Below are 24,484 nucleotides of genomic sequence, written 5' to 3'. Positions count from 1 at the left end.
TCCCCCTCCATCCCCCACCCTCAGGGAACGCTCTCGTGCTCCGACGCCTCACCCTCGCCTGCGCCACGGCCGCCCTCGCCCTCCCCCTCGCGGCCTGCGGTGGCAGCTCGCCCGCCTCGTCCCCCGAGGCCGCCGCGCACCCCGACTGGGCCGCCGTCGCCGAGCTCGTCTGTCCGTCGAGCGGCGACATGCAGGGGTCGCTGGCCGAGCACAAGATCACGTGCACGGGAGCGCAGGGCAAGCCGGTCGAGGCGGCCTTCTACGACCAGGCCGTCGAGCTCGACCGGCGGGTCAGCACGTTCGAGTGCACGAACGGCGTGAAGTCCGTGGCCGGCAAGAACTGGATGGTCCCCGCGGTCACCGACGAGAAGGTCGTGGCCAAGCTGCTCGACGCCGGCGGCATCAACCTCTGCTGAGCCCGTCCACCCCGCAGCTCAGGACGACGAAGGAGCCGCGTCCCGGCGCGCGAAGGGACCGAACCACGTCAGCACCGTGTTGACGACGACCACCACGGCGACGACGACGGCCCACGCGAGCGGCAGGACCGCGAAGGCTGCGACCGCAGCGCCTCCGAGCACGACCACCTTGGTCAGGACGCCGAGCACGGGCACCTGCACGACCGCCCGGGGCGCCGCGAAGAGTCCCCAGAGGGTGACGGCGGCCGCGGGGACGAGGACCCCGCCGAGCACGTGGGCGGCGGTGGTGGTCCCGAGCGTGGCTCCCCAGACCGCGAGCAGGACGACGGCCAGCACCTCGACGCCGAAGGCGATGACGTCATTCGCGTTGACGCCCGCGACGGAGCGCGCGGTCACGGGTCCGGCTCGTCGAGGAAGGCGTGCGTGAGGTCCGCGAGCTCGCGCGCCGACTCGGTGTTGACGAGCGCCCCGGCCCCGTCGACGACCTGCAGACGTGCGGTCGGCAGGTGCTGCGAGAGCTCCTGCGCCGCGACGATCCCGGCCTTGTCCCTCGACCCGGCGACGAGGAGCACCGGCGCCGCAACGGCACGCAGCGACTCCGTGCCGTCGAAGCCCTTGAGCGCGTCGAGGACCGCGAGCATCCGCGGGCGCGAGACCCCTGCGTCGACGAGCCTGCTCTCCGGCACGAGACGCATCGCGAGGCGCTGCATCCGCAGGGCTCCCCGGCCCGGGCGCACGAGCGCGCCGCCGAGGACGAGACGCCCGACGAGTTCCGGCCGCTCGACGGCGAGGCGCAGCGCGACGCTCGCACCCACCGAGACCCCGACGAAGTCGGCCTGCTTGACGCCCTGGAGCTCGAGCTCGTCCGCGACGCCCGACGCCGCGTCGCCGAGGTCGAAGCCGACGGGGTCCTTGGGCTTGAGCCCCTTCATCCAGGGGGCCGTCATCGGGCGGCCGGCGCCGTAGGCCGACACGAAGTCCTGCCACGCGATCGGCGACTGGCCGAGACCGTGCAGCAGGACGAGCGGGCGAGGAGCCACGTCAGCTCCAGTCGAGGACGACCTTGCCGCACTGGCCGGACCGGGCGGTCTCGAAGGCCTCCTCCCACTGCTCGGCAGGGAAGCGGTGGGTGATGACCTGGGCGACCGCGGACCGGAAGCGCTCGGACGTCGCGATCATCTGCGACATGGCGTACCACGTGTCGTACATCTCGCGGCCGTAGATGCCCTTGAGCGTGATCATGTGGGTGATGACCTTGCCCCAGTCGAGCTCGTAGGACTGGTGCGGCAGGCCGAGGAGCGCGATGCGCCCGCCGTGGTTCATGTTGGCGATCATGTCGGTGACGGCCGGCGCGGCACCGGACATCTCGAGCCCGATGTCGAAGCCCTCCTTCATGCCGAGGTGGGCCTGCGCGTCGGCGAGGCTCTCGCGCGTCACGTTGATCGTCAGGTCGGCACCGGCGTGCTCGGCGAGCGCGAGGCGGTAGTCGCTCGCGTCGGTGACGACGACGTAGCGGGCACCCGCGTGCCGCGCGATCGCGGCGGCCATGACGCCGATCGGGCCGGCGCCGGTGATGACGACGTCCTCGCCGACCATCGGCCACTGCAGGGCCGTGTGGGTCGCGTTGCCGAGCGGGTCGAAGACGGCGCCGAGGTCGGGGTCGAGGTCCGCCGGCTGGATCCACGCGTTGCTCGCCGGGATGACGACGTAGTCGGCGAAGGCGCCGTCGCGGTTGACGCCGATGCCCTCGGTGCGGATGCAGAGGTGGCGGCGGCCGGCGCGGCAGTTGCGGCAGCGGCCGCACACGATGTGGCCCTCGCCGGAGGCACGGTCACCGACGGAGATGCCCGTGACGTCCTCGCCGACCTCGACGACCTCGCCGTAGAACTCGTGGCCGATGACGAGCGGCGGCGTGACGGTCGACGCCGCCCAGTCGTCCCAGCCGGCGAGGTGCAGGTCGGTGCCGCAGAGGCCCGCCCGCAGGACGCGGATCTTGACGTCGGCGGGCCCGCACTCGGGCTCGGGACGGTCGACGAGCGAGAGGCCGGGGCCTGCGGTCAGCTTGGTGAGTGCGCGCACGGGGAGAGTCTGCCACTGCCGATAATGGGAGCGTGCCCCCCTCTGCCGAGAGCCCCGCGCCGAGCCCCCGGGTGGCCGCCGCCGTCGCGCGGCTACGGTCTGCCGGTGAGCGCGTCACCCCGGCGAGGTATGCCGTGCTGCACGTCGTCGACGCCGCCGACCTCGCCGACGAGCACCTCACCGCCGAGCAGATCGGCACCCGCGTGGCCGACGTCGAGCCGAGCGTGCACCGGGCCACCGTCTACCGCACACTGACCTCGCTCGTCGAGACCGGCGTCCTCTCGCACGTTCACCTCGGCGGGACGGCGACGGTCTACCACCTCACCGAGCCGTCGCCCACCGAGCAGCACGAGCACGCCGCCCACGACCACGGACACGCCCACGTCCAGTGCCACGTCTGCGGGCGTGTGCTCGACGTGGCACCGGACGTGTTCGACGAGGTGGCCGCGCGGCTGCGCGCCGACCTCGGCTTCACCCTCGACACCGGTCACGCGGCCCTGCTCGGCACCTGCGGCGACTGCGCGACGCCCTGACCGCGGGTCAGAGGGCGCGGAGGTCGAGGAGGTAGCCCTGGGCCGGGCCCATGATCGGGACCGGCAGGCCGACGCTCGTCAGGACCGACCCCGGGACGACGACGCCGTCCTCGCCGAGGGCCGGCTCCCACCAGCCCGGCGGGGTGTTCTGCACGACCGCGGGCAGGCCGGCCTCGGGACGCACCCGGACGGCATACGACCTGCTCGGGTCGAGGCCCGGCAGGGGCAGCGCGCCGGTCGCGGCGTCGCGGCCGGTCACGAGACGGGCCACGGTGTAGGCCGCCCGGCTGCGCTCGCCGTCGACGGTGCCCGTGACGATGACCGTGCCGTCCGGGCTCTCGGAGCGCACGAGGTCGCCGGTGTGGAGCAACGGCCGCAGCTCGCGCGCGAGCGCGGTCCACCCCGTCAGCGCCTCGAGCTCCTCGTCGGAGCACTCCGTGATGTCCCACTCGAGACCGGCGTGACCCTGGAGCGCCATGAGCGTGCGGAAGCCGAGGTCGACCGTGCGGTGCGTCGTGTGGGCCGTTGCCGGGCCGACGTGCGTGCCCATGAGCTCGGCCGGCACGAGCAGGCTCGTCCAGCGCTGGATGGTCGCCCGCTCGAGCGCGTCGTTGCAGTCGCTCGTCCAGATGCGGTCGGTGCGGTCGAGCACGGCCAGGTCGACACGCGCCCCACCGCTGCTGCACGACTCGATCTCGAGCTGCGGGTGCCGCGCCCGCAGGTCGTCGAGCAGGCGGTAGAAGGCGAGGGTGTGGGCGTGCACGGCCGGGGCGTCGACGAGGCGCCCGGTAGGGCCGTCGACGGTGTGGACGGCCTCGAGCAGGTCGCGGTTGTGGTCCCACTTGATGTAGTCGATGCCGATGTCGGTGACGAGCCCGCTGATCCGCGCGAACAGCTGCTCGCGCGCGGCGTCGTGCGTCAGGTCGAGCAGCTGCTGCCAGCGCCACTCGCGCGGCGACCCGGCGGCCGGGCGCAGCACCCACTCGGGGTGCGCGCGCACGAGGTCGCTGTCCTCGTTGACCATCTCGGGCTCGAACCACAGCCCGAACTCGAGGCCGAGGCCCTTGACGTGGTCGACGAGCGGACCCATCCCCTCGGGCCACACGTCCGTCGAGACGACCCAGTCACCGAGCCCCGCGCGGTCGTGACGGCGCCCGCCGAACCAGCCGTCGTCGAGGACGAAGCGCTCGACGCCGATCCGGGATGCCGTGTCCGCCAGGGCTTTGAGGTGCTCGAGGTCAGTCTCGAAGTAGACGGCCTCCCACGTGTTGAGCACGACGGGACGCGGACGCGACGGGTGGCCCGCGCGGGCACGGAGGCTGCGGTGGAGGCGGCGCGAGAGGCCGTCCAGCCCCTCGGTCGAGTGCACGAAGACGACCGTCGGGGCCGCATACGACTCCCCCGGTGCGAGGCGCACCTCGCCGGGGGCGAGCAGCTCGCCGCCGCCGATGACGGCGTGGTGGCGACCCGCACCCTCGGGCAGCGACTCGACGAGGTGCTCGTGGTTGCCGCTCCAGGCCGTGTGCACGGTCCAGACCTCGCCCGAGCGCCAGTCGAAGCCGGCCGTGCCGGCCATCATGAGCAGCGTCGCGTCGTGGCCGGTGCGACCGCGGCGGCTTGCCCGCAGGTGGGTGCCGTGGTCGAGGCGGCTGCGCTGCGGGGAACGCTCACGGCACCACCGACCGGTGAGGTCGAGCACCTCGTCCGCGCGCAGCGGCAGCGGCAGGATCGCGCGCAGCGCCGAGACGTCGAGCGGGGCGGTGTCCTCGCCCGTGTTGGTCACCGACGCGTCGACGCGGAGCACGCCGTGCTCGTCGAGCGCGTGCCGCAGCTCGAGGAGTATGCCGTCCGGCGAGCTCGCGCGGGTCACGAGAGTCGTGCCGTCGGGCTCGCAGGTCACGTCGTGCCAGCGCACGGCGCCCGCGGAGCCGGCGCGGTGGCCGGCCCAGCCGGGCGTGCCCGACCAGCCGTCGGCCTCTCCCGGCAGCACGGTGAGCGGCCAGGGCACGTCGAGCGCGCTGTGGCCGACGGGAGCGAGCGTCAGCGCGGGAAGGACGGCATACGTGCTCACCCCGCCCTCGAGCGCGGCACCCCAGTGGATGACCTCGGGCAAGCCCGAGCCGCCGGGGCGCGGCTCGAGCACGAGCGCGGTCCCGGCGGACTCCAGGTGGACGGTGGACGGGGTGGACTGGTCGGTCAGGTCGGTCACGTCATCCCTTGGTCGCGCCGAGCGTCAGGCCGGCCACGAAGTGTCGTTGGAGCACGAAGAAGATCACGAGGGTCGGGATCGCGACGATCATGGACCCGGCGGCCACGAGGTTGTTGTCCGTGAAGAACTGGCCCCGCAGGTTGTTGAGCGAGCTCGTCACCGGGAACTTGTCGCCCTGCTGGAGCAGCACGGTGGCCCAGAAGAACTCGTTGTAGATCCACGTCGTCTGGAGCACCGCGAGCGCGGCCAGGGCCGGCCGGCACAGCGGCAGCGTGATCTGGAAGAACTGCCGGGTCACGCTCGCACCGTCGATGACGGCGGACTCGTAGAGCTCCTTCGGCAGCGCCTTCATGTAGTTGCTGAGCACGAAGGCGCAGAAGCCGATCTGGAAGGCCATGTTGACGAGGATCAGGCCGACGAAGCTGTTGAGCAGGGTGCCCGAGTCGCTGATCCACAGGGGCACCTCGATGGCGCGGAACATCCGGTAGACCGGGATGAGCAGCGCCTGGGGCGGCAGCAGGTTGGCTGCGAGGAAGAAGCCGAGCAGCGCGAGGTTGAACTTGAACGAGAAGCGCGCGACGACGAAGGCCACGCAGCACGACAGGAACAGCGTGAGGATGACCGCAGGGATCGTGATGATCGCCGAGTTCATGAAGTGCAGGCCGAAGTCGGCCTGCTGCCACGCGTTCGTGTAGTTGTCGAGCGTGAACCCGCCCCACGAGACGTAGCCGTTCTTCGCCGTGAAGGCGTAGTCGCGAAAGGAGTTGACGAGCGCGAGGAGCAGCGGGAAGAGCCAGATGAGCGAGATCAGCGTGAGCATGACCGGCAGCAGCCAGCGACGGCCGGACTGCGGTCCCCCCTCGTGCGGCTTGAGCAGCGCCTCGCTGCGCTCCTTCACCGGGTCGGCGGCGAGGGACATGTCAGTCCTCCTTCATGGCGATGCGCAGGTAGATGAAGACGAGCACGCTCGAGATGAGCAGCATGATCGTCGCGAGCGCCGACCCGAAGCCGATGCGGCTCGCCTCGCCGACGACGTTCTGGGTCACGAGGGTCGAGATCAGCTCGAGGCCGTTGCGGCCCTTGTTGATGACCCACACGAGGTCGAAGGCACGCAGCGACTCGATGAAGGTGACGACGAGGACGATGATGTTGATCGGCCGCATCACCGGGAAGACGACCTTGAAGAACGTCTGCGACTCGCTCGCACCGTCGATCTTGGCCGCCTCGCGCAGCGACGGGTCGACGCCCTTGAGTCCGGCCAGGTAGAGCAGCATGATGTAGCCCGCGTGGCGCCAGCTCGCGGCCACGAGCGCGGCCCACAGGTTGACGTTCGGGTCGCCGTACCAGTCGGTCGTGCCACCCGTGATCGCGTTGATCAGTCCCTGGTCGCGCGAGTAGATGAGCTGCCAGATGAAGCCGATGAGGGCCAGCGACAGCACGACCGGCAGGTAGATGCTCGTCTGGTAGAACCGCGTGCCCGCCACGCCCCGGTCGACGAGCACGGCGAAGAGCATGCCGAGCGGCGTCGCGACGAGGAACATCACGGCGAGCCAGATCAGGTTGTGCTGGATGGCCGGCCAGAACGGCGGGTAGATCGTCGCGATGTCCCGGTAGTTCTGCAGCCCCACCGACTTGATGCCGGAGAGCGGCCCGATCCCGTCCCAGTTGGTGAAGGAGAGCAGGACCGAGCCGATCGCCGGCAGCCAGACGAGCCACAGGACGATGAGGGTCGGCACGATGACCATCAGCGACACGACGACCTTGTCGCGTGTCGACAGCTGGTCGATACCTCTGTACTTGCGCTTGCTCGCCATGGCGGCTCGCCTCCCGTCAGGAACCGAAGATGCTCTTCTTCTGGGCCTCGATGCTCGTGAGGAGACCGTCGATGTCCTTGGGGTTCTTGATGAAGCTCTGGATCGCCGGGATCATCACCGTCGAGGCGAAGTCGGGGCGCGTGTCGCGGTCCATGAACTGCGCGATCGACTTGGCCGACTTGACGTACTCCAGCGACTTCTTCTGCAGGGCCGTGTAGCCGCTCGTGTCAGCCGTCTGGTTGGTGGCGATGACGCTCGGGTCGGCCTTGAGCGCGAGCAGCTGCGCCTCGGGCTGGGAGATGTACTGGAGCAGCTTCTTGGCGCCGCCCTCGTTCTTCGGCTTGGCGCTCATCATGTAGCCGTCGATGGGTGCCTCGATGGCGTCGGTGCCGATCGTCGAGTCGATCTCCGGGAAGGTGAAGAAGTCGAGGTCGTCCTGCTCGGCACCCTTGGTGAACTGCTGGGCGAGGAACGAGCCGAGGACGTACATGCCGGACTTCTTCTGCTGGAGCGACTGTGCCGCCTCCTGCCACGTGCGACCGAGCGAGTCGGCCTGGTGGAGGGGGAGGATGCCGGCCCAGGTGTCGAAGACCTTCTTGACCTTGGGGTCGGTCCAGGCCTCCTTGCCGGCCATCAGGCTGACGTGGAAGTCGTAGCCGTTGACGCGCAGGTTGATCTGGTCGAACGTGCCCATCGCGGGCCAGCCGTCCTTGTCGCCGAAGGCGATCGGCGAAAGGCCGTCCTTCTTCATCTGGGCGCCGAGGGCGTTGAGGTCGTCGAGGGTCTTGGGGACCTCGTAGCCCTTCTCCTGGAAGACGCTCTTGCGGTAGAAGACCGCCCACGGGTAGTTCGTGATCGGCACGAAGTACTGCTTGCCGTCGGCGGCGGTCGAGGCCTTCTTGAGCGCGTCGGACATGCCGGTGATGTTCTTCCACACGTCGGAGATGTCGCCGACGAGGCCCTTCTCCGCGAAGAACTGCATGCGGTAGCCGGCGAACCACGTGAAGACGTCGTCGGGCGAGCCCTGCAGGTAGTTGTTGATGTTCTCCTGGAAGGAGTTGTGGTCGACGGTGTTGATCTTGACCGTCGTGCCGGGGTTGGCCTTGGCGAACGCGTCCATGTAGGACTGGACGGCGGCCTTCGGCACGGCGTCCGACTGGTTGGAGCCGACGGTGACGGTGCCGGTGACGGCCCCCGTCGGGACGCCGGTGCTGCCCGTGCTGCCGGAGCTGCACGCGGCGAGGCCGCCCGCTCCGAGCAGGGCGCCGACGCCGAGGGCGCTGCGCAGCAGGGTCCGACGGTCGACGCCGCGGACGGAGGGGGGAACCATGCGGGCCAGGTACTCGGCCTCGCTCGAGGGGCGGGTCATTGCGGTCTCCTTTGACGCTGTGCCGGGTTCGTTGTCGACAGGAGGCGACAGAGTCGAACATCTGCCACCAGAAACCTTCAACAACAAACAGAGGATGTCGGCGCCCGGTGGCGCTGTCAAGGGATTCGTCGAGACCCACAGCCGTCTGCGACCGAACCGAGACCTTCACAGGGCTCTGACCTCCGGCTTTACACCGTTGTAACGCGATTCGCGCCACCTGGTGAGCTGCTCCAGCGACCTGTCCCGACAGCGCCGGCGGCGTCCCACGGGCCGAGACCGTCGACGAACATCCGCACTTCGCCACGTCCGATGTGTTTGAAAATGTTGACATCGCGGCGAGCGAAGCGACACCCTGTGTCCCATGCGCTCATGGCCGACGAAGACCCTGGCACTCGGTGGCGACTACAACCCCGAGCAGTGGCCCCGCCTCGTCTGGGACGAGGACATCGAGCTGATGCGGCGCGCCAACGTGTCGTTCGTCAGCCTCGGCATCTTCTCGTGGAGCTGGCTCGAGCCGGCCAAGGGCGAGTACGAGTTCGAGTGGCTCGACACGATCCTCGACAAGCTCCACGCCGGCGGCATCGCCGTCGACCTCGCCACGGCCACCGCCACCCCGCCACCGTGGCTCTCGGCCGCCCACCCCGAGATCCTCCCCGTCGACGTCGACGGCCACACGCTCTGGCCGGGCAGCCGCCAGACGTGGTGCCCGACGTCGCCCGTCTTCCGCGAGTACGCCGTCGCGCTCACCCGGCAGCTCGCGACGCGCTACCACGAGCACCCGGCCGTCGCGATGTGGCACGTCTCCAACGAGTACGCGTGCCACAACCTGCCCTGCTACTGCGACGAGTGCGCGCGGCACTTCCGCACCTGGCTGCAGCGCCGCTACACCGCCCTCGAGACGCTCAACGACGCGTGGGGCACCGCCTTCTGGAGCCAGCGCTACACGGACTGGGACCAGATCCTGCCGCCGCGCCGGTCGACGACGTTCAACAACCCGACCCACGTGCTCGACTACAAGCGGTTCAGCTCCGATGCGCTCCTCGACCACATGCGCGCCGAGCGCGCCGTCCTCGACGAACTCTCCCCCGGCGTCCCCGTGACGACGAACTTCATGACCCTCGACCACTTCCGCCACCTCGACTACTCGCAGTGGACGCCCACCGTCGACGTCGTCAGCACCGACCACTACATCGTCGACACGCTCGCGCACCCACGCGCCGAGCTCGCCTACAGCGGCGACCTGACCCGCGGCCTCGCGGGCGGCGCGCCGTGGATGCTCATGGAGCACTCGACGAGCGCGGTCAACTGGCAGCCGACCAACCACGCCAAGGACTTCGGCCAGACGATCCGCGACGCCCTGGCCCACGTGGCCCGCGGCGCCGACACCATCGGGTGGTTCCAGTGGCGCCAGTCCCGCGCCGGCTCGGAGAAGTTCCACAGCGCCCTCGTGCCGCACGCCGGGGCGGACAGCGCGCGCTTCCGCGAGGTCGAGGAGCTCGGCCGGATCGCCGGACGCCTCGGCGAGCTCGTCGGCAGCCGCGTCGAGTCCCGGGTCGCGATCCTCCATGACTACCAGGCGATCTGGGCCGCCGAGGGTCCGTGCATGCCGAGCTCCGAGCTCGACGCCCTGACCGCCGCGCAGGCGATCCACCRTGCGCTCCACGACCGCGGGGTCACGGCGGACGTCGTGCACCCCTCGGCCGACCTCACGGCATACGCCCTCGTCGTCGTGCCGCAGCTCTACCTCGTCACCGACGCGCACGCGGCCGCTGTCGCGGCGGCCGCCGAGGCGGGCGCCGAGGTGCTCGTCACGTACTTCTCCGGCATCAGTGACGAGAACGACCACGTGCGCCTCGGCGGCTACCCGGGTGCGTTCCGCGACCTGCTCGGCGTCCGCGTCGAGGAGTTCTTCCCGCTCGGCCCCGACGACACGGTCGCGCTCGCCGACGGCACCGGGACGTGGTGGAGCGAGGACGTGACCGCCCTGCCCGGCACCGAGGTGCTGTCGACGTATGCCGCCGGGCCGCTCACCGGGCGCCCCGCGGTCACGCGTCGGGCGGGCACCGACAGCGCCGGATCCGCTTGGTACGTCAGCACGCTCCCCGACGACACCACCCTCGGCGCGCTCCTCGACGACGTCCTGTCCGCCGCCGGCGTCGAGCCGACCGTCGCGGGCCTGCCCCGCGGCGTGGAGACGACGCGTCGGCGCAGCGACGGCGACGGCTCGTGGCTCTTCCTGTTCAACCACACCGATGCCGAGCAGACCATCGCCGCAACTGGGTACGACCTCGTCGCGGACGCCCCTGTCGACGGCAGCGTCCGCCTCGCCCCCGGTGGCGTGGCCGTGCTCAGGGAGGACTGACGATGCTCGCCAGCCAGCGGCGCTCCGTCATCCTCGAGCTCGTCGAGGAGTCCGGGGCCGTCAAGGTCTCGGACCTCGTCGAGCGGCTCGGCGTCTCCGACATGACGATCCGCCGCGACATCGAGCGCCTCTCGACCGACGGGCTGCTCGAGCGCGTGCACGGCGGCGCCCTGGCCCTCGGCGGCACCCGGAGCAGCGAGGAGCCCGGCTTCTCCGCCAAGTCGCTGCTCCAGCTCGCCCAGAAGCAGGCCATCGCCCGGGCCGCCGCACAGCGGGTCGAGGCGGGCAGCGCCATCGGCATCTCCGCGGGGACGACGACCTATGAGCTGGCCCGTGCCGTCAAGGACATCCCGCAGCTGACCGTCGTCACCAACTCGGTCCCGGTGGCCCAGCTGCTCCACGAGTCCGGGGCGCCCGGCCAGACGGTCGTGCTGACCGGCGGCGTCCGCACCCCGTCCGACGCCCTCGTCGGCCCGGTCGCCGTGTCGGCCCTGCGCTCGCTGCACGTCGACCTGCTCTTCCTCGGCGCGCACGGCGTCGACGGTCGCACGGGCCTCACGACGCCCAACCTCGTCGAGTCCGAGACGAACCGCGCGCTCGTCGCGTCGGCGCGCCACGTCTGCCTCCTCGCCGACTCGTCCAAGTGGGGCACCGTGGGCCTCAGCACCTTCGCCGACCTCGCCGACGTCGACCTGTTCGTCACCGACGACGCCTTCCCCGAGCGGGCCCGCGAGGCCGCCCGCGAGAGCGTCGGCTCCCTCGAGATCGTGGAGGCCTGATGCCCACCGAGAGCCGGACGGCCGCCCGTTTCACGACGAGGCACCTCGCCGACGGGCGCGAGATCATCTACGTCGACGAGCCGGGCACGGCCGAGCGCACCGCCGAGGACCCGCGGCCCGTCGAGCCGCGCGTGCAGTCGGGCGAGCTGCGCCACGACGCGCTCGTCGACGACTGGGTCGCCGTCGCCGCGCACCGCCAGCACCGCACGTTCATGCCGCCCAAGGACGAGTGCCCGCTCTGCCCCGCCGGCCACGGGTCGGTGCCGTCGGAGATCCCCGAGCGCGACTACCAGGTCGTCGTCTTCGAGAACCGCTTCCCGTCGTATGCCGTCACCTCCGTCGGTGCCGACGTCCCCGACCCGAGGGGGATCTTCGGCACCCGCCCGGCCGTCGGGCGCTGCGAGGTCGTGTGCTTCACGAGCAACCACGAGTCGTCGTTCACGGACCTCCCCGTCGAGCGGGTCCGCACCGTCATCGACACGTGGGCCCAGCGCACCGAGGCCCTCGGCGCCCTGCCCGAGGTCGAGCACGTCTTCGCCTTCGAGAACCGCGGCCGCGAGATCGGCGTGACGCTCCCACACCCGCACGGCCAGATCTACGCCTACCCGTACCTGCCCGACCGCACCAAGGCCCTGCTCGAGGCCGCGCGCCGCCACCACGAGCGCACCGGTCGGCTCCTCGGCGCCGACATCCTCGCCGCCGAGCGGGCCGACGGCTCGCGGGTCGTCGTGTCGGGGACGCACTGGACGGCATACGTCCCCTTCGCGGCACGTTGGCCGGTCGAGGTGCACCTCGCCCCGCACCGCGACGTGCCCGACCTCGCCGCCCTCGACGACGACGAGCGGGACGAGCTGGCCGTCGTCTACCGCGACCTGCTCGGGCGCCTCGACCGCTACTACGTCGACGCGGACGGGGCACCCGTCAAGCTGCCCTACATCGCGGCGTGGCAGCAGGCCCCGGCGAAGACCGGGCGTGACGTCTCGCGGCTGCACCTGCAGGTCATGTCGGTCCTGCGCGGCCCGGGGCGCCTGAAGTACCTCGCCGGATCCGAGTCCGGGGTCGGCGGCTGGGTCAACGACGTCGCCCCGGAGAAGGCGGCCGCCCGTCTGCGCGAGGTCGCCCGGTGAGCGACCGCACCCCCGACGAGGTCGTCGAGTCGGTCTCGGACGCCTTCGCGCGCACGTTCGGCAGCGCCCCGGCGGGCGTGTGGTCGGCGCCGGGCCGGGTCAACCTCATCGGCGAGCACACCGACTACAACGGTGGCCTGTGCCTGCCGATCGCGCTGCCGCAGCGGACGTATGCCGCCGTGTCCCGTCGCGACGACGGTGTCCTCCGGATGGCGTCCGTCCAGCAGGACGGCGTCGTCGAGGTGGCCCTCGACGACATCTCGCCGGAGCGGCCGGGCGGCTGGGCCTCCTACGTCGCGGGAGTCCTCTGGGCCCTGCGCCGTGACGGCCTGGCCGTCGACGGCCTGGACGTGCTCGTCGACTCCACCGTGCCGCTCGGCGCCGGACTGTCGAGCTCGGCCGCCCTCGAGTGCGCCGTCGCCGCGGCCGCGAGCGACCTCTTAGACCTCGACCTGCTCGCCTCGCCCGAGGGGCGGACCCGACTGGCCGCGCGCTGCGTCGAGGCCGAGAACGTCATCGCCGGGGCCCCGACGGGCGGCATGGACCAGTCGGCCTCGCTGCTCTGCGACGACGCCGCGGCCCTGCTGCTCGACTGCCGGTCCGGCGAGACGCGGCAGGTGCCCTTCGACCTCGCCGCCGCCGGCTACGTCCTGCTCGTCACCGACACGAGAGCCGAGCACGCCCTCGTCGACGGCCAGTACGCCGCCCGACGGGACGCGTGCGAGGCGGCCGCCCGCGACCTCGGCGTCGAGACGCTCCGCGAGATCGAGCCCGCTGGGCTCGACGCCGCGCTCGGGCAGCTCGGCTCCGACGAGGTGCGGCGCCGGGTGCGCCACGTCGTCACCGAGATCAAGCGCGTGACGCTCGCGGTGACGGCGCTCGAGGCGGGTGACCTCGACGAGGTCGGCCGGCTCTTCGACGCCTCGCACGCCTCGCTGCGCGACGACTACGAGGTCTCCTGCGAGGAGCTCGACGTCGCGACCGCGACGGCTCGCTCGCACGGCGCCCTGGGCGCGCGGATGACCGGAGGCGGCTTCGGCGGCTCGTGCATCGCGATCGTCCGGGGGGCCGACGCGGAGGCGGTGGCCGACGCCATCGCGGCCGCCTTCGAGGCGGAGGGCTTCACGGCCCCGGTGTCGTTCACCGTGATCGCGTCCGGTCCGGCCGACCGCGACCGCTGACGCCCTGCGCTCACTAGGGTGCGTCCATGACCTCGGCGACGCCGCCCGCCCCCGGCACGACCCTTCCCGCTGCCGTGCGCCGGGGCTACGGCCTCGGGTCGGTCGCCACGGGGTCGTTCGGCACGGTGCCCGGCCTGCTCCTGCTGCCCTACCTCACCGACCGGCTCGGCGTGCCGGCCGCGGCCGCCGGCGTCATCGTCTTCGCGCCCAAGGCGTGGGACGTCGTGCTCAACCCGATCGCGGGCCGCATCAGCGACCGGTCGACGCACCCCGACGGCCGGCGGCGACCCTTCCTCATCCGAGCCGGACTGCTCCTCGCGGCAGCCTTCGCGCTCCTCTTCCTCGGCCCGACCGCGCCGCAGTGGCTCGCGGCGGGATGGGTCGCCGTGGCCTACCTCGCCTGCGCGACGGCCTACAGCTTCTTCCAGGTGCCCTACGTCGCGATGCCGGCCGAGATCACCGACGACTACGACGAGCGCACCCGGCTCATGACGTGGCGGGTGGCGATCCTCGCCCTTGCGATCCTCGTCAGCGGCGGCGCGTCCCCGGCCATCCGGGACGCGTTCGGGCCCGTCTGGGGCTACCGCGTCGTCGGGTTCTTCGTCGCCGCCCTCATCGCCCTCGGGGCCTACGGTGCGTGGCGGGGCACCCGGTCGGCGCCGGTCCGGACCGGCGTCGCGACGAGCGCCACCTTCAGTGACCAGCTGCGGATCATCCGCTCCGACCGGCCGTTCCGGCTGCTGCTGACCACCTTCGTGCTCCAGGCTCTCGCGACCGGCGCGATGCTCGCGGGGGTCGACTACGTGTCCCGCTGGGTCATCGGGACCCCGCTGTCGGCGACGTTGCTCTTCGTCTGCTTCGTCGCCCCGGCCCTCGTCGTCACGCCGCTGTGGCAGCGCTTCGGCACGGCCCGCGACAAGAAGGTCGGCTACCTCGTCGCGTCCCTCCTCCTCGGCGGTGGCGCGCTCGCCCTGGTGCTCGTGCGTTCACTGCCCGACGGTGTCGTCTACGCCTGCGTCGCCGTCGTCGGCGTCGGCTACGCGGGGGCACAGATGTTCCCGCTCGCGATGCTCGCCGACGTCGCGAGCCGCACGGACGAGGCGCGCACCCGCGTCGGGCTCTACACCGGCGTGTGGACCGCGGGAGAGACGCTGGGCCTCTCGCTCGGGCCGGCCACGTATGCCGCCGTGCTGGCTCTCGGCGGCTACGTGTCCTCGACGGGATCGACCGTGCCACAGTCGGACTCGGCCCTGACAGCGATCGCGCTCGGCTTCTCGCTCGTGCCCGCCGCCCTCGTCGCGCTCTCGTTCTTCTCTCTGCGCGCCTTCCCGTCGACCCGAAAGGACGCACCATGACGATGGACCACGACGAGATCCGTGAGGCGCTGACGGCGATGCGCGCCCGGGACCTGCCGACCCATGGCGGGCGCACCCTCGCCTACGTCTACGACTCCGGCCTGGCCTCGGCCGACGCCATCGGTCGGGAGGCCCTCGCGGCATTCGCGTCGACGAACGGGCTCGACCCCACGGCCTTCCCGTCCCTGCTCCAGATGGAGAACGACCTCGTCGGCATCGCGGGTCGGCTCGTCGACGCCCCAGCGGGATTCGCGGGTGCCGTCACGTCGGGTGGCACCGAGTCGATCCTGCTCGCCGTCCTGGCAGCCCGTGACGCGCGGCCCGAGATCGTGGCTCCCAGGATGATCCTCCCGACGACGGCGCACGCGGCCTTCCACAAGGCCGCGCACTGGCTGCGCGTCGAGCCGGTCCTCGTCGACGTCGATCCCGTGACGAAGCGGGCCGATCCCGAGGCCATGGCCGCCGCCATCGACGACCGGACCGTCCTCGTCGTCGCCTCTGCCCCGTCCTACGCGCACGGCGTCATCGACCCCGTCGCGCCGATCGCCGCAGCCGCCGCGGCCGCCGGGGTGCGCTGCCACGTCGACGCGTGCATCGGCGGCTGGGTGCTGCCCCACCTGCGCGACTCCGAGCCCGGGCAGCCTCCGTGGACGTTCGCCGCCCCGGGCGTGACGAGCCTGTCGCTCGACCTGCACAAGTACGCCTACACCCCCAAGGGCGTGTCGGTGCTGCTCCACGCCTCGGCCGACCTGCGCCGCACGCACCTCTTCGCGTCGGCCCGCTGGCCGGGCTACACGATACTCAACACGACGGCGCAGTCGACGAAGTCCGGCGGTCCGGTGGCCGCCGCCTGGGCCGTCGTGCACCACATCGGCGCCGAGCGCTACACGTCGCTCGCCCGGGACGCGCGCACGGCCACTCTCGACCTGGCGGCCGCGGTGGACGGCATACCCGGTCTGTCGGTGGCGGCTCCCCCGGACTCGACGCTGCTCTCCCTCGTCACCGACGACTCGTGCGACGTCTTCACGATCAGCGACGAGATGCTGGACCGCGGGTGGTTCGTCCAGCCGCAGATGCGCTTCCGCGACCTGCCGGCCACCCTGCACCTCACGTTCAGCGCAGCGACGGCTGCGTCGTCGGACCTCATCGCCACCGACCTCGCCGACGCGACGGCGGCGGCCCGCGTCTCCGGGCCGGCCACGGCCCCGGCCGAGCTCGTCGCGATGGCCTCGGCCCTCGACCCGGCCACCCTCGACGAGGCGACGTTCACCGGACTGCTCGCCGCGGCCGGGCTGGCCGGGGGCGACGGCGGGCTCGTGCTGCCCGAGCGGATGGCTCCGGTCAACGCCTTGCTCGACGAGCTGGCGCCGGCCCTGCGCGAGGTGCTGCTCCTCGGTGTCGTCGACCGCCTCGCCCGCCCGACCCCACCGGCCTGACCGACGGCGGCGACCGGGTACGCGAAAGGGCGGGCACCTTGCGGTGCCCGCCCTCGTCGTGTCGATGTCGCTCAGCCGGGGATGATGAGTCCCTTGGTGGCCTTGGCGCGCTCGAGGCGTGCGGCGACGTCCTCCCAGTTGACGAGGTTCCACCAGGCCTTGACGTAGTCGGCCTTGACGTTCTCGTACTGCAGGTAGAAGGCGTGCTCCCACATGTCGAGCTGGAGCAGCGGGATCTGGCCCACCGGGATGTTGCCCTGCTGGTCGAACAGCTGCATGATGTGCGGCCGCTCGGCGATGGTGTCCCACGCGAGGATCGACCAGCCGGAGCCCTGGATCGCGTTGGCGTTGGCGTTGAAGTGCGCCTGGAACTTCTCGAAGCCGCCGAAGTACTCGGTGATCGCGGCAGCGACCTCACCCTCGGGCTGGCCACCCCCGTCGGGGCTCATGTTCTTCCAGAACACGGAGTGGTTGGTGTGACCACCGAGGTGGAAGGCGAGGTTCTTCTCCACACCGTTGACCGAGGCGTAGTCACCCGACTCGCGCAGCTCCTCCAGCTTGGCGACGGCAGCGTTGGCGCCGTCGACGTAGGCCTTGTGGTGCTTGCTGTGGTGCAGCTCCATGATGCGAGCGCTGATGTGGGGCTCGAGGGCGGCGTAGTCGTAGTCGAGCTCGGGAAGCGTGTAAGCCACTTGTCGTTCCTTTCTGGAGACCATCCGGCTCCGACCACTCTATGCCGCACCGGATCGGCGTCGACAGGGTGTCCGTGAGCACGGGCTGTGGGTCACGTACCCACTTGACCACCCTCCGACGTCAACCTGACTTGAGGTCAAACCGTTGGGGCTCAGGGATGGTCGAGGAAGCCCTCGAGGGTCTCGACGACGAGCCGGTGGTCCTCCCGCTGAGGCAGGCCCGAGACGGCGATGGTGCCGACGCAGCCGACGCCACGGACGATGACGGGGAAGGCGCCGCCGTGGGCGGCATACGATCCCGGATCGAGGCGTGAGCTGTCCTCGAACGTCTTGCCGGCGGAACGGAACTCCTCGCCGACGTAGAGGGACGAGTGGCCGTAGCGGTCGACGACGGCGCTCTTGCGCTCGAGCCAGCCGTCGTTGTCGGCCGTCGCCCCGGGCAGCGCGGCGTGGAAGAGCCGCTGCCCGTTGCGACGGATCGAGATCGCGACCGGGGCGCGCGCGGCCCTCGCGGCGTCACGCAGCGCGACGCCCAGTGCCCAGGCCGTGTCGTCGTCGAAGCGGTCGAAGACGAGCCGCGCCTCCTGGTCGGCCAGCTGCTCCAGCGTCGGCTGGTCGGTCACGCGCGCGCCACCCGCCGGAACGCGATGCCGACGAGGACGAGGACGATGCCGACGCCGAACGCCATGAAGGCGACGCCGAAGGCCACGACGGAGGTGAAGAGCGAGGCGCGCAGGAACGAGCCCGTCATGACGACCTGACGGTTCGGGTCGTCCTTGGGCAGCTCGGCGTAGGTCTTGCCGCCGCTCGCCGCGAGGGCGTGCTTCTCGATCGTCTGCGCCTCGGAGTAGGCGGTCCAGGGAGAGTTGACCGCCTGCCCGGCGAACATCGACGCGTCCTCCGAGACCGTGATCTTCTCGCTCGCGAGCTGGGACTGCACCTGGTACCAGGTGAATCCGCCGGCCAGGATCATGATGATGCCGAAGACGACGACGATGGTCCCGATGACCGAGACGGAGCGGAGCCGGTCGGACGTCGTGGAGATGCTGGGGGTGACGGTGCTCATGTGAGTCCTCCGAGGGGGTGAGTTGTCAGAGCCGTGCACGCGCCGCCATCCGAAGCGGCTCACCTCCACGCTAGGGCTTCACCTCCAGACGTGGGGCTGGATGCGAATCACGCTTCGAGTCAGGCGAGTCCGAGCAGGTCGCGCACGTCGTCGGCCGTGATCGCGCCGGAGAGCGACCCACCTTCGTCGACGACGCGCTGGAAGAGGTCGCGCTTGCGCTCCTGGAGGGCGACGACCTTCTCCTCGATGGTGCCGGCCGACACGAGCCGGTAGACGGTGACGGGACGGCTCTGCCCGATGCGGTGGGCGCGGTCGATCGCCTGCGCCTCGGCCGCGGGGTTCCACCACGGGTCGAGGACGTAGACGTAGTCGGCCTCGGTCAGCGTGAGCCCGAAACCGCCGGCCTTGAGGCTGATGAGGAACGCGACGGCATCGCCCTCGCGGAAGCCCCGGACGACCGCCTGCCGGTCGGTCGTCGACCCGTCGAGGTATGCCGTCGCGAGCCCCGCGCGCGTCAGCGCGGCCTCGACGCGGCGTAGGAAGCCGGTGAACTGGCTGAAGACGAGGGCCCGGTGGCCCTCGGCGGCGAGCTCGCGCAGCTGGTCGACGAGGAACTCGATCTTGGCGGCGGTCGCCTTGCCGGCGTGGACCTCGTCGACGAGGACCGGGTCGAGCGCGAGCTGGCGCAGCCGGGTCAGCGCGGCGAGGATCGCGACACGGTTGGACTCGGGGTCGCCGAGCAGGCCCAGGACGCGCTGCCGTTCGCGTTGGAGGTGCTGGTCGTAGATGTGCCGGTGGACCGGGTGCGGGTCGAGCGCCATGACCTGGATCTGCTTGGGCGGCAGGTCGATCGCGACCTGCTCCTTGGTGCGACGCAGCATCAGGGGCCGGATGCGGCGGCGCAGCAGGTCGAGCAGCTCCGGGCGCTCACCGGACTCGATGGGCTTGCGATAGCTCTTCGTGAAGACGTCGGGTCGCGGGTAGAGCCCGGGGGCCGTCAGGGAGAGCAGCGACCAGAGGTCCATGAGGGAGTTCTCGAGCGGCGTGCCCGTGACGGCGACGGTGAAGGGCGCCCCCAGCCGGCGGACCGCGACGTGGGTCTTGGCCTGGCGGTTCTTGACGAACTGGGCCTCGTCGAGCACGACCCCACCCCACCGCACGCCGTGGAAGGCGGCGTCGTCGAGGCGCAGGACGGCATATGACGTGATGACGACCTCGGCGCCCGCGACGGTCTCGGCGAGGGTGACCCCGCGCTTGCGCTCGGTGGCCGTGACGGCGACGGCGGCGAGGTGCGGCGCGAAGGTCTCGAGCTCGCCCATCCACGTGCCGACGACGCTCGTCGGCGCGACGACGAGCACCGGACCCCGCGCGTCGGGACCCGCGTCACCCAGCTCCCCGCGGTCGTGCGCGCGCACGAGGGCCGCGATGACCTGGAGCGTCTTGCCGAGCCCCATGTCGTCGGCGAGGATGCCGCCGATGCGGGCGTCCCAGAGGCGCGCGAGCCAGCGGTAGCCGTCGAGCTGGTAGGGACGCAGGGTCGCCCGCAGGTCGGGTGGCACCTCGGCGAGCGGGCCGGACTCGAGGGAGCCGAGCGCCTCGACGTTGGCCGCCCAGCGCGCGCTCTGCTCGTCGACGACGCCGAGGGCGACGAGCTCGTCCCAGAGATCGGCGTGGTGGGCGCTGAGCCGCAGTCCGCCGGTCTCGGGGTCTGCGATGTCGCGGGCCTCCTCGATGAGGTCGCGCAGCCGGTGCAGCTCGGGCCGGTCGAGCCGGAAGAACGCGCCGGACTCGAGGAGCATGATCTCGTCGCCACGCGCGAGCGCCCCGAAGAGCGGCTCGAAGGGCACGTCCTCGCCGTCGACCTCGACGGAGACCCGCAGGTCGAACCAGTCGCCGGGCTCCGCCTGCTCACGCCGCTCGCCGGTGCCAAGCCGGACGACCGGGGCCGACGTGACCTCCTCGTAGGCCGGGACGTCGCCGTCGACCTCGACGGTGACGTGCTCGTCGGCCTCGAGCAGGGGCAGCGTGTCGACGACGAACCGCGCGGCCGCCATGCCGGTGAGGACGACGCGCGGCACGAGGTAGGCGTGACCGCCGAGGTCGGCACGCAGCGCGCCGGGGACCGAGCGGAGCGACGTCGCGGCCTGCACCGCGGCGGCCTCGGCGTCCCGGTCGCGGCCACCGACGGTGCCGAAGCGCGCCGTCGTGAAGGGCCGCGGCGTGCCGTCGTAGGCGTGGCTCAGGTCGAGGCGCAGCTCGCCGGGGACGTCGCTGACGACGCGGACGTGGACGGTGACGACCTCGGGCTGGACGTCCTCGGGCAGCTCGGGCGCCGGCAGGGGCACCTCGGAGCGGACCCGCAGCCGCTGGCGCAGGCCCGGGACGACGGAGCGCAGGAAGCGGCCCCGCTCGTCGGCCGGCACCCGCAGGCCGGCGAGCGCCGAGGCGAGGGCGTCGGGACCGAGGTCGAGGTCCTGATCGAGGGGCACGAAGGTCAGCGAGTCGTCGTCACCCTCGACGGCGACGGCGTGCACCGGGTCACCGAGGTAGAGCCGCTCGCCGGTCGCCCCGGCCGGCATCCCCTCGATGTCGACGTCGAGGTCGAGGTCGCCGCTGCCGTCGGGGGCCCGCTTGACGAGGAGCACGAGCGTGGCCGCGTCGTCGGCGACGTGGACCGGACCGGTGACGCCCTCGCCGGGCAGCACCTCGATGCCGGCCGCGCGGGCCTCGCGCAGCAGCGGCCAGACCTCGGGGCTCGCGTCGAGCGAGAGCGGCGGTGTCGCGGAGAAGTACGTCGTGCCGCCCGAGCCGTGCCGGGCGACGTCGTGCAGGCGCCCCATGATGCGCTCGTGCTCGGGCAGGAAGCGGATGCCGGCGCGCCACTGGGGCAACGCGTCGTGCCACGAGAGGGTGCGGTGCCACGTGCCGGCGCGGGTCCAGCGGGTCGGTCGGAGGCCGTAGCTGAGCTCGGGCACCCCTCTCCGCCCCCGCTGGTCGCGGTAGACGGTGTCGACGAAGAGGCCGGCCGGCATGAGGTCGCCCCGCGGCTCGGGCCGCTCGGCGACCGGGGACGGCTCGACGGCACGCGGCCGGACGTGACCGAACACGTCGGACCAGTGCGGGGGCACGACGAGCGGCGCCGGCTCGGCTGCAGCCGGCTCGACCGCGCCCTCGCCCTCGGCCAGCGGCCGCGGCTCGACGACCTTGCCCTGAGCGACGTCGCGCGCCGTGAGCATGAGCGCCACGACGTGCTTGCAGTCGCTGCGGACCGGGCAGCTGCACGTGCCGCTCCAGAGGTGCGAGCGCCCCTTCGGGTGCGGCCGGGCCTCGATGAAGGTCTGGTAGGTCTCGTGGCCGCTGCCCTCGATCGTGCCGAGCAGCATGAGCCCGTCGGGGCGCGTGGCGAGCGAGCGCACCCGGCGCTCGGCGGCATACGCCTGCCCGCGCTCGAAGGTGCGCGTGCCGACCTGCTGGGCGATGTCGGGGTCGGTGACAGCACCCACCCACGTCGCCCGCCCCACGCTCCACACCACCCGAGCACTGTACGTTCGCCCGCCGACACCGCCGGGCATCGTCCACAGGGTCGGGCAGGATGGGCGCATGCCCAGCACGCCCGACCCCCGCGAGCTGACGCTCGCCGACTTCCCGGTCCACCGTCCCGTCACGACCCGGTGGAGCGACAACGACATGTACGGCCACCTCAACAACGCCGTCTACTACGAGCTGTTCGACTCGGCGATCAACGGGTGGCAGGCCGAACACGTGGCGGTCGACCGATGACCGACGCGACCCAGGGCGTCGTGGCCGAGTCGTCGTGCGCCTTCTACGCCGAGGTGGCGTTCCCGGCGCCGCTCGTCGTGGGCGTCCGCGTCGTCCGGCTGGGGCGCAGCAGCGTCACCTACGAGCTCGGCCTCTTCGTCGACCCGGAGCGGAGCGCCGTCGCCGACCCCTCGATCAAGGCCCTGGGGGGCTGGGTGCACGTCGAGATCGACGCCGCGACCCGCCGCCCGACCCCCATCCCCGACCACCTCCGCGCCCTGATGGAGACGGCGGTGGTGTCGCACGAGGGCAGCCCCGCATGAGCGACGGCCCACTCGAGGAGACGTGGGAGTCGTGGACCTCCCGCGTCGCCGCCGACCTCGCGGCGCTCACCGACGACGACTGGCTGACCTTCACCGTCCACGTGGCGTCACGGGCGTCGAGCACGTATGCCGCCGAGCGGGCTCCCCGATCGTGGCGCCGGGGCGGCGCGCGGCCGGGTCCGCAGGCCCGGGTGCCTGACGTCTTCGTCCAGGCGCAGCGGCTCGAGGGCGTGCTCGCGCTCGAGTGCATCGGCGACACGGAGTTCGAGGGCCTGACCGACCTGACGCGCGAGGCGCAGGAGGCGCTGGTCGGGCTCGGATGGACGCGCGACGGCGACGAGCCGGAGTTCAGCCGGGCGTTCGACAGCGCAGCCGAGGCGGCGGAGCTGCTCCGCGCGAGCCTCGCGCAGGTGCTGGGTGCCGCCACCCCGGCCGACGTCGACATCCGGCGAGCGCCGCGGCCCTGACCCAAGGTAGGTCGAAGGTGTGCCGCGCACACTGCGTCCAGAGGCGCTTCCGGGCGCCCTGCCACCGTCCGCACACGACAGCGGGAGACCAGCCATGCCACAGACAGGTCGAGCCGGACCGCGGTCGGTGGTGCTCGCCATCGCCCTGGGAACGGCACTGAGCGTGACGCTGGCGCTCGGGGTCTGGGCCTCCTCCGGCGCCTCGCCCGGAACAGCGGCGGCCGTTCCACCCGCCTCGTCGACCGGGACCGACGCGGCCGTGCCGGCCCCGACCTCGCCCGGAGCCGCGGCGCAGCTGCACGGCATGGACCCGGCGGCCGTCGACCAGCTCGCCGCGAGGGAGGRGGCCGCCGCTCGCCAGGGAACCACCCCGTCGAAGGTCGCTGGGGGCACCTGGCTCATCGGAGACGCCGGCACCTATCTCGTCGGCCGCCGGGCCACGGCCGGCACGTACGAGTCGGCGGCCCCGACCGGGGGAAGGACCTGCCGGTGGGCTGTGGTCGGAACCGACGGGGACACCCTCAGGTCCGGCTCCAGCACGAGCCGCAGCGTCGTCACGATCCACACGACCGATGGGTTCTTCCAGACCAAGGACTGTTCGAGCTGGCACAAGGTCTCCTGAGCGACGACCAGACCGCCGGTAGAGCGGTGTCGAGGCCTCGCCCACGGGGGACGCGGCGAGACGGCTGGTCAGCTGCCGGTGGCGACCCGCTTCGCCGCGCGCTTCATGACCGCGGTGTAGGCCGGTCGGGCGAAGCGCTTGGCGCGCCAGGCGACGTGCCCGTCACGGTCGGTGAGGATGACGTCACGGCGGGCGTCGATGCCGCGCACGACGATGGAGGCGATCTCGTCGGCGGTGCGCTTCGAGCCGCTGACCATCTTCTTGCCGGCCTCCTCCATCTCGGTGTCGGCACCCTGGAACGACGAGCCGAGGTTCGTCCGGAAGAACGACGGGCAGATGACCGACACGTCGATGCCGTGCGGCGCGAGCTCGTGCGAGAGCGTCTCGCTCAGGGCGACGACGCCGGCCTTGACGGTGTTGTACGCCGACATGCCGGGGGCGTGGACGAGTCCGGCGAGCGAGGCGGTGTTGACGATGTGGCCGCTGCCCTGATCCTTGAGGAGCGGGGTGAACGTGCGGCAGCCGCGGACGACGCCGAGCAGGTTGATGTCGACGATCCAGCGCCACTCGTCCATCGTCGCGACGTCGATGCGGCCACCCGCGGCGACGCCGGCGTTGTTGACGAGCAGGTCGAGGCCGCCCCACGTCTCGCGCACGTGGGCGAGCGCCGCGGCCCACGCCTCGTCGCTGCGCACGTCGAGCGGGAGGTATGCCGCCGCCTCCGGGAGCGCATCGGGCCGGTCGGTCTGCACGTCGGTCGCGAGCACGTGGTCGCCGCGGGCGACGAGGGCGCGGACGAGTGCGAGGCCGAGACCTGAGGCACCACCGGTGACGAGCACGCGGCGGGGGGACGTGGGAGCGGAGGCGCGGAGCGAGCGGGACGGCATACGCCCCA

The 24,484-nt window shown here is 72.0% G+C and carries 24 protein-coding genes; 12 read left to right on the top strand and 12 right to left on the bottom strand.

The features are described 5' to 3' along the window. Positions 1-35 precede the first annotated feature (35 nt). Entirely contained in the window at positions 36-416 is a 381-nt protein-coding gene (locus AB4Y83_RS17215; RefSeq protein WP_442276512.1) for a hypothetical protein, read from the top strand. Positions 417-434: 18 nt separating this feature from the next. Here the strand turns inward: AB4Y83_RS17215 and AB4Y83_RS17210 are convergent, their stop codons facing one another. The 3 genes from AB4Y83_RS17210 to tdh are packed head-to-tail and all read right to left on the bottom strand — an operon-like array spanning position 435 to position 2,495. After that, positions 435-812, bottom strand: a complete 378-nt coding sequence (locus AB4Y83_RS17210; protein ID WP_442297607.1) for a DUF2568 domain-containing protein — start codon at positions 810-812, stop codon at positions 435-437. Continuing rightward, a complete protein-coding gene (locus tag AB4Y83_RS17205) occupies positions 809-1,456 on the bottom strand; it encodes an alpha/beta fold hydrolase (RefSeq protein WP_442297606.1) in 648 nt (215 codons plus the stop codon). Before AB4Y83_RS17205 ends, AB4Y83_RS17210 begins: the two co-directional genes overlap by 4 nt. Before the next feature lies 1 nt (position 1,457). Beyond that, the gene (tdh, locus tag AB4Y83_RS17200) at positions 1,458-2,495 is read right to left on the bottom strand and encodes an L-threonine 3-dehydrogenase (protein WP_256795024.1); all 1,038 of its coding nucleotides are present in this window, start codon (positions 2,493-2,495) and stop codon (positions 1,458-1,460) included. Positions 2,496-2,527: 32 nt separating this feature from the next. On the opposite strand from tdh, the gene AB4Y83_RS17195 reads away from it, so the two are divergent. Beyond that, entirely contained in the window at positions 2,528-3,028 is a 501-nt protein-coding gene (locus AB4Y83_RS17195; protein WP_442297605.1) for a Fur family transcriptional regulator, read from the top strand. A 7-nt stretch (positions 3,029-3,035) separates the two neighbouring features. On the opposite strand, the gene AB4Y83_RS17190 is transcribed toward AB4Y83_RS17195, so the two are convergent. The 4 genes from AB4Y83_RS17190 to AB4Y83_RS17175 are packed head-to-tail and all read right to left on the bottom strand — an operon-like array spanning position 3,036 to position 8,420. Continuing rightward, complete coding sequence (locus AB4Y83_RS17190) at positions 3,036-5,237, bottom strand: alpha-galactosidase (RefSeq protein ID WP_442297604.1); 2,202 nt, start codon at positions 5,235-5,237, stop codon at positions 3,036-3,038. A 1-nt stretch (position 5,238) separates the two neighbouring features. Continuing rightward, on the bottom strand, positions 5,239-6,156 hold the full coding sequence (locus tag AB4Y83_RS17185; RefSeq protein ID WP_442276507.1) for a carbohydrate ABC transporter permease: 918 nt from the start codon (positions 6,154-6,156) through the stop codon (positions 5,239-5,241). Between the two features lies 1 nt (position 6,157). Continuing rightward, complete coding sequence (locus AB4Y83_RS17180; RefSeq protein WP_056775419.1) at positions 6,158-7,051, bottom strand: carbohydrate ABC transporter permease; 894 nt, start codon at positions 7,049-7,051, stop codon at positions 6,158-6,160. A gap of 16 nt (positions 7,052-7,067) precedes the next feature. After that, positions 7,068-8,420 (bottom strand): ABC transporter substrate-binding protein, encoded by a 1,353-nt coding sequence (locus tag AB4Y83_RS17175; RefSeq protein WP_442297603.1) that lies wholly within the window; start codon positions 8,418-8,420, stop codon positions 7,068-7,070. Between the two features lie 361 nt (positions 8,421-8,781). Between AB4Y83_RS17175 and AB4Y83_RS17170 the strand changes: the two genes are divergently transcribed. The 6 genes from AB4Y83_RS17170 to AB4Y83_RS17145 are packed head-to-tail and all read left to right on the top strand — an operon-like array spanning position 8,782 to position 16,660. Continuing rightward, positions 8,782-10,782, top strand: coding sequence for a beta-galactosidase (locus AB4Y83_RS17170; RefSeq protein ID WP_442297602.1), 2,001 nt, complete (start codon positions 8,782-8,784; stop codon positions 10,780-10,782). Positions 10,783-10,784: 2 nt separating this feature from the next. Then, positions 10,785-11,561: a DeoR/GlpR family DNA-binding transcription regulator gene (locus AB4Y83_RS17165; RefSeq protein ID WP_256795031.1), complete on the top strand. Its 777-nt coding sequence runs from the start codon at positions 10,785-10,787 to the stop codon at positions 11,559-11,561. Then, positions 11,561-12,688: a galactose-1-phosphate uridylyltransferase gene (galT, locus tag AB4Y83_RS17160; RefSeq protein ID WP_442297601.1), complete on the top strand. Its 1,128-nt coding sequence runs from the start codon at positions 11,561-11,563 to the stop codon at positions 12,686-12,688. Before AB4Y83_RS17165 ends, galT begins: the two co-directional genes overlap by 1 nt. Further along, the gene (galK, locus tag AB4Y83_RS17155; protein ID WP_442297600.1) at positions 12,685-13,869 is read left to right on the top strand and encodes a galactokinase; all 1,185 of its coding nucleotides are present in this window, start codon (positions 12,685-12,687) and stop codon (positions 13,867-13,869) included. Before galT ends, galK begins: the two co-directional genes overlap by 4 nt. A gap of 26 nt (positions 13,870-13,895) precedes the next feature. Then, the gene (locus tag AB4Y83_RS17150) at positions 13,896-15,224 is read left to right on the top strand and encodes an MFS transporter (protein WP_442297599.1); all 1,329 of its coding nucleotides are present in this window, start codon (positions 13,896-13,898) and stop codon (positions 15,222-15,224) included. Next, complete coding sequence (locus AB4Y83_RS17145; RefSeq protein ID WP_442297598.1) at positions 15,221-16,660, top strand: pyridoxal phosphate-dependent decarboxylase family protein; 1,440 nt, start codon at positions 15,221-15,223, stop codon at positions 16,658-16,660. Before AB4Y83_RS17150 ends, AB4Y83_RS17145 begins: the two co-directional genes overlap by 4 nt. A gap of 71 nt (positions 16,661-16,731) precedes the next feature. Here AB4Y83_RS17145 and AB4Y83_RS17140 read toward each other — a convergent pair whose 3' ends face one another. From AB4Y83_RS17140 to AB4Y83_RS17125, 4 genes are all read right to left on the bottom strand, one after another. Next, complete coding sequence (locus AB4Y83_RS17140; protein ID WP_056775440.1) at positions 16,732-17,376, bottom strand: superoxide dismutase; 645 nt, start codon at positions 17,374-17,376, stop codon at positions 16,732-16,734. Between the two features lie 128 nt (positions 17,377-17,504). Further along, positions 17,505-17,975 (bottom strand): heme-degrading domain-containing protein, encoded by a 471-nt coding sequence (locus AB4Y83_RS17135; RefSeq protein WP_442276500.1) that lies wholly within the window; start codon positions 17,973-17,975, stop codon positions 17,505-17,507. Further along, entirely contained in the window at positions 17,972-18,418 is a 447-nt protein-coding gene (locus AB4Y83_RS17130) for an aromatic ring-opening dioxygenase LigA (protein WP_442276499.1), read from the bottom strand. Before AB4Y83_RS17130 ends, AB4Y83_RS17135 begins: the two co-directional genes overlap by 4 nt. A 119-nt stretch (positions 18,419-18,537) precedes the next feature. After that, on the bottom strand, positions 18,538-21,951 hold the full coding sequence (locus tag AB4Y83_RS17125; RefSeq protein WP_442297597.1) for a DEAD/DEAH box helicase: 3,414 nt from the start codon (positions 21,949-21,951) through the stop codon (positions 18,538-18,540). 67 nt (positions 21,952-22,018) lie between these two features. Between AB4Y83_RS17125 and AB4Y83_RS17120 the strand changes: the two genes are divergently transcribed. The 4 genes from AB4Y83_RS17120 to AB4Y83_RS17105 all read left to right on the top strand — a co-directional run bounded on the left by AB4Y83_RS17120 (position 22,019) and on the right by AB4Y83_RS17105 (position 23,589). Then, positions 22,019-22,198: an acyl-CoA thioesterase gene (locus AB4Y83_RS17120; RefSeq protein ID WP_442297596.1), complete on the top strand. Its 180-nt coding sequence runs from the start codon at positions 22,019-22,021 to the stop codon at positions 22,196-22,198. Further along, complete coding sequence (locus tag AB4Y83_RS17115) at positions 22,195-22,500, top strand: hotdog domain-containing protein (RefSeq protein ID WP_442297595.1); 306 nt, start codon at positions 22,195-22,197, stop codon at positions 22,498-22,500. Before AB4Y83_RS17120 ends, AB4Y83_RS17115 begins: the two co-directional genes overlap by 4 nt. Beyond that, positions 22,497-22,967 (top strand): TY-Chap domain-containing protein, encoded by a 471-nt coding sequence (locus tag AB4Y83_RS17110; protein WP_442297594.1) that lies wholly within the window; start codon positions 22,497-22,499, stop codon positions 22,965-22,967. Before AB4Y83_RS17115 ends, AB4Y83_RS17110 begins: the two co-directional genes overlap by 4 nt. Before the next feature lie 94 nt (positions 22,968-23,061). Continuing rightward, the gene (locus AB4Y83_RS17105; protein WP_442297593.1) at positions 23,062-23,589 is read left to right on the top strand and encodes a hypothetical protein; all 528 of its coding nucleotides are present in this window, start codon (positions 23,062-23,064) and stop codon (positions 23,587-23,589) included. Positions 23,590-23,657: 68 nt separating this feature from the next. On the opposite strand, the gene AB4Y83_RS17100 is transcribed toward AB4Y83_RS17105, so the two are convergent. Next, positions 23,658-24,476: an SDR family NAD(P)-dependent oxidoreductase gene (locus AB4Y83_RS17100; RefSeq protein ID WP_442297592.1), complete on the bottom strand. Its 819-nt coding sequence runs from the start codon at positions 24,474-24,476 to the stop codon at positions 23,658-23,660. Positions 24,477-24,484: the final 8 nt, after the last annotated feature.

Source organism: Terrabacter sp. RAF57, from assembly GCF_052113925.1.
Classification (GTDB): domain Bacteria; phylum Actinomycetota; class Actinomycetes; order Actinomycetales; family Dermatophilaceae; genus Terrabacter.
Note: the sequence above shows the minus strand (reverse complement) of the source record. Positions and strands in the feature narration are given on the sequence as shown.

Coding starts and splice junctions, on each gene's coding strand:
- AB4Y83_RS17185 (WP_442276507.1), bottom strand. CDS start 6,156: ATGTCCCTCGCCGCCGACCCGGTGAAGGAGCGCAGCGAGGCGCTGCTC.
- AB4Y83_RS17180 (WP_056775419.1), bottom strand. CDS start 7,051: ATGGCGAGCAAGCGCAAGTACAGAGGTATCGACCAGCTGTCGACACGC.
- AB4Y83_RS17175 (WP_442297603.1), bottom strand. CDS start 8,420: ATGACCCGCCCCTCGAGCGAGGCCGAGTACCTGGCCCGCATGGTTCCC.
- AB4Y83_RS17165 (WP_256795031.1), top strand. CDS start 10,785: ATGCTCGCCAGCCAGCGGCGCTCCGTCATCCTCGAGCTCGTCGAGGAG.
- galT (WP_442297601.1), top strand. CDS start 11,561: ATGCCCACCGAGAGCCGGACGGCCGCCCGTTTCACGACGAGGCACCTC.
- AB4Y83_RS17150 (WP_442297599.1), top strand. CDS start 13,896: ATGACCTCGGCGACGCCGCCCGCCCCCGGCACGACCCTTCCCGCTGCC.
- AB4Y83_RS17145 (WP_442297598.1), top strand. CDS start 15,221: ATGACGATGGACCACGACGAGATCCGTGAGGCGCTGACGGCGATGCGC.
- AB4Y83_RS17140 (WP_056775440.1), bottom strand. CDS start 17,376: ATGGTCTCCAGAAAGGAACGACAAGTGGCTTACACGCTTCCCGAGCTC.
- AB4Y83_RS17130 (WP_442276499.1), bottom strand. CDS start 18,418: ATGAGCACCGTCACCCCCAGCATCTCCACGACGTCCGACCGGCTCCGC.
- AB4Y83_RS17120 (WP_442297596.1), top strand. CDS start 22,019: ATGCCCAGCACGCCCGACCCCCGCGAGCTGACGCTCGCCGACTTCCCG.
- AB4Y83_RS17115 (WP_442297595.1), top strand. CDS start 22,195: ATGACCGACGCGACCCAGGGCGTCGTGGCCGAGTCGTCGTGCGCCTTC.
- AB4Y83_RS17110 (WP_442297594.1), top strand. CDS start 22,497: ATGAGCGACGGCCCACTCGAGGAGACGTGGGAGTCGTGGACCTCCCGC.
- AB4Y83_RS17100 (WP_442297592.1), bottom strand. CDS start 24,476: ATGCCGTCCCGCTCGCTCCGCGCCTCCGCTCCCACGTCCCCCCGCCGC.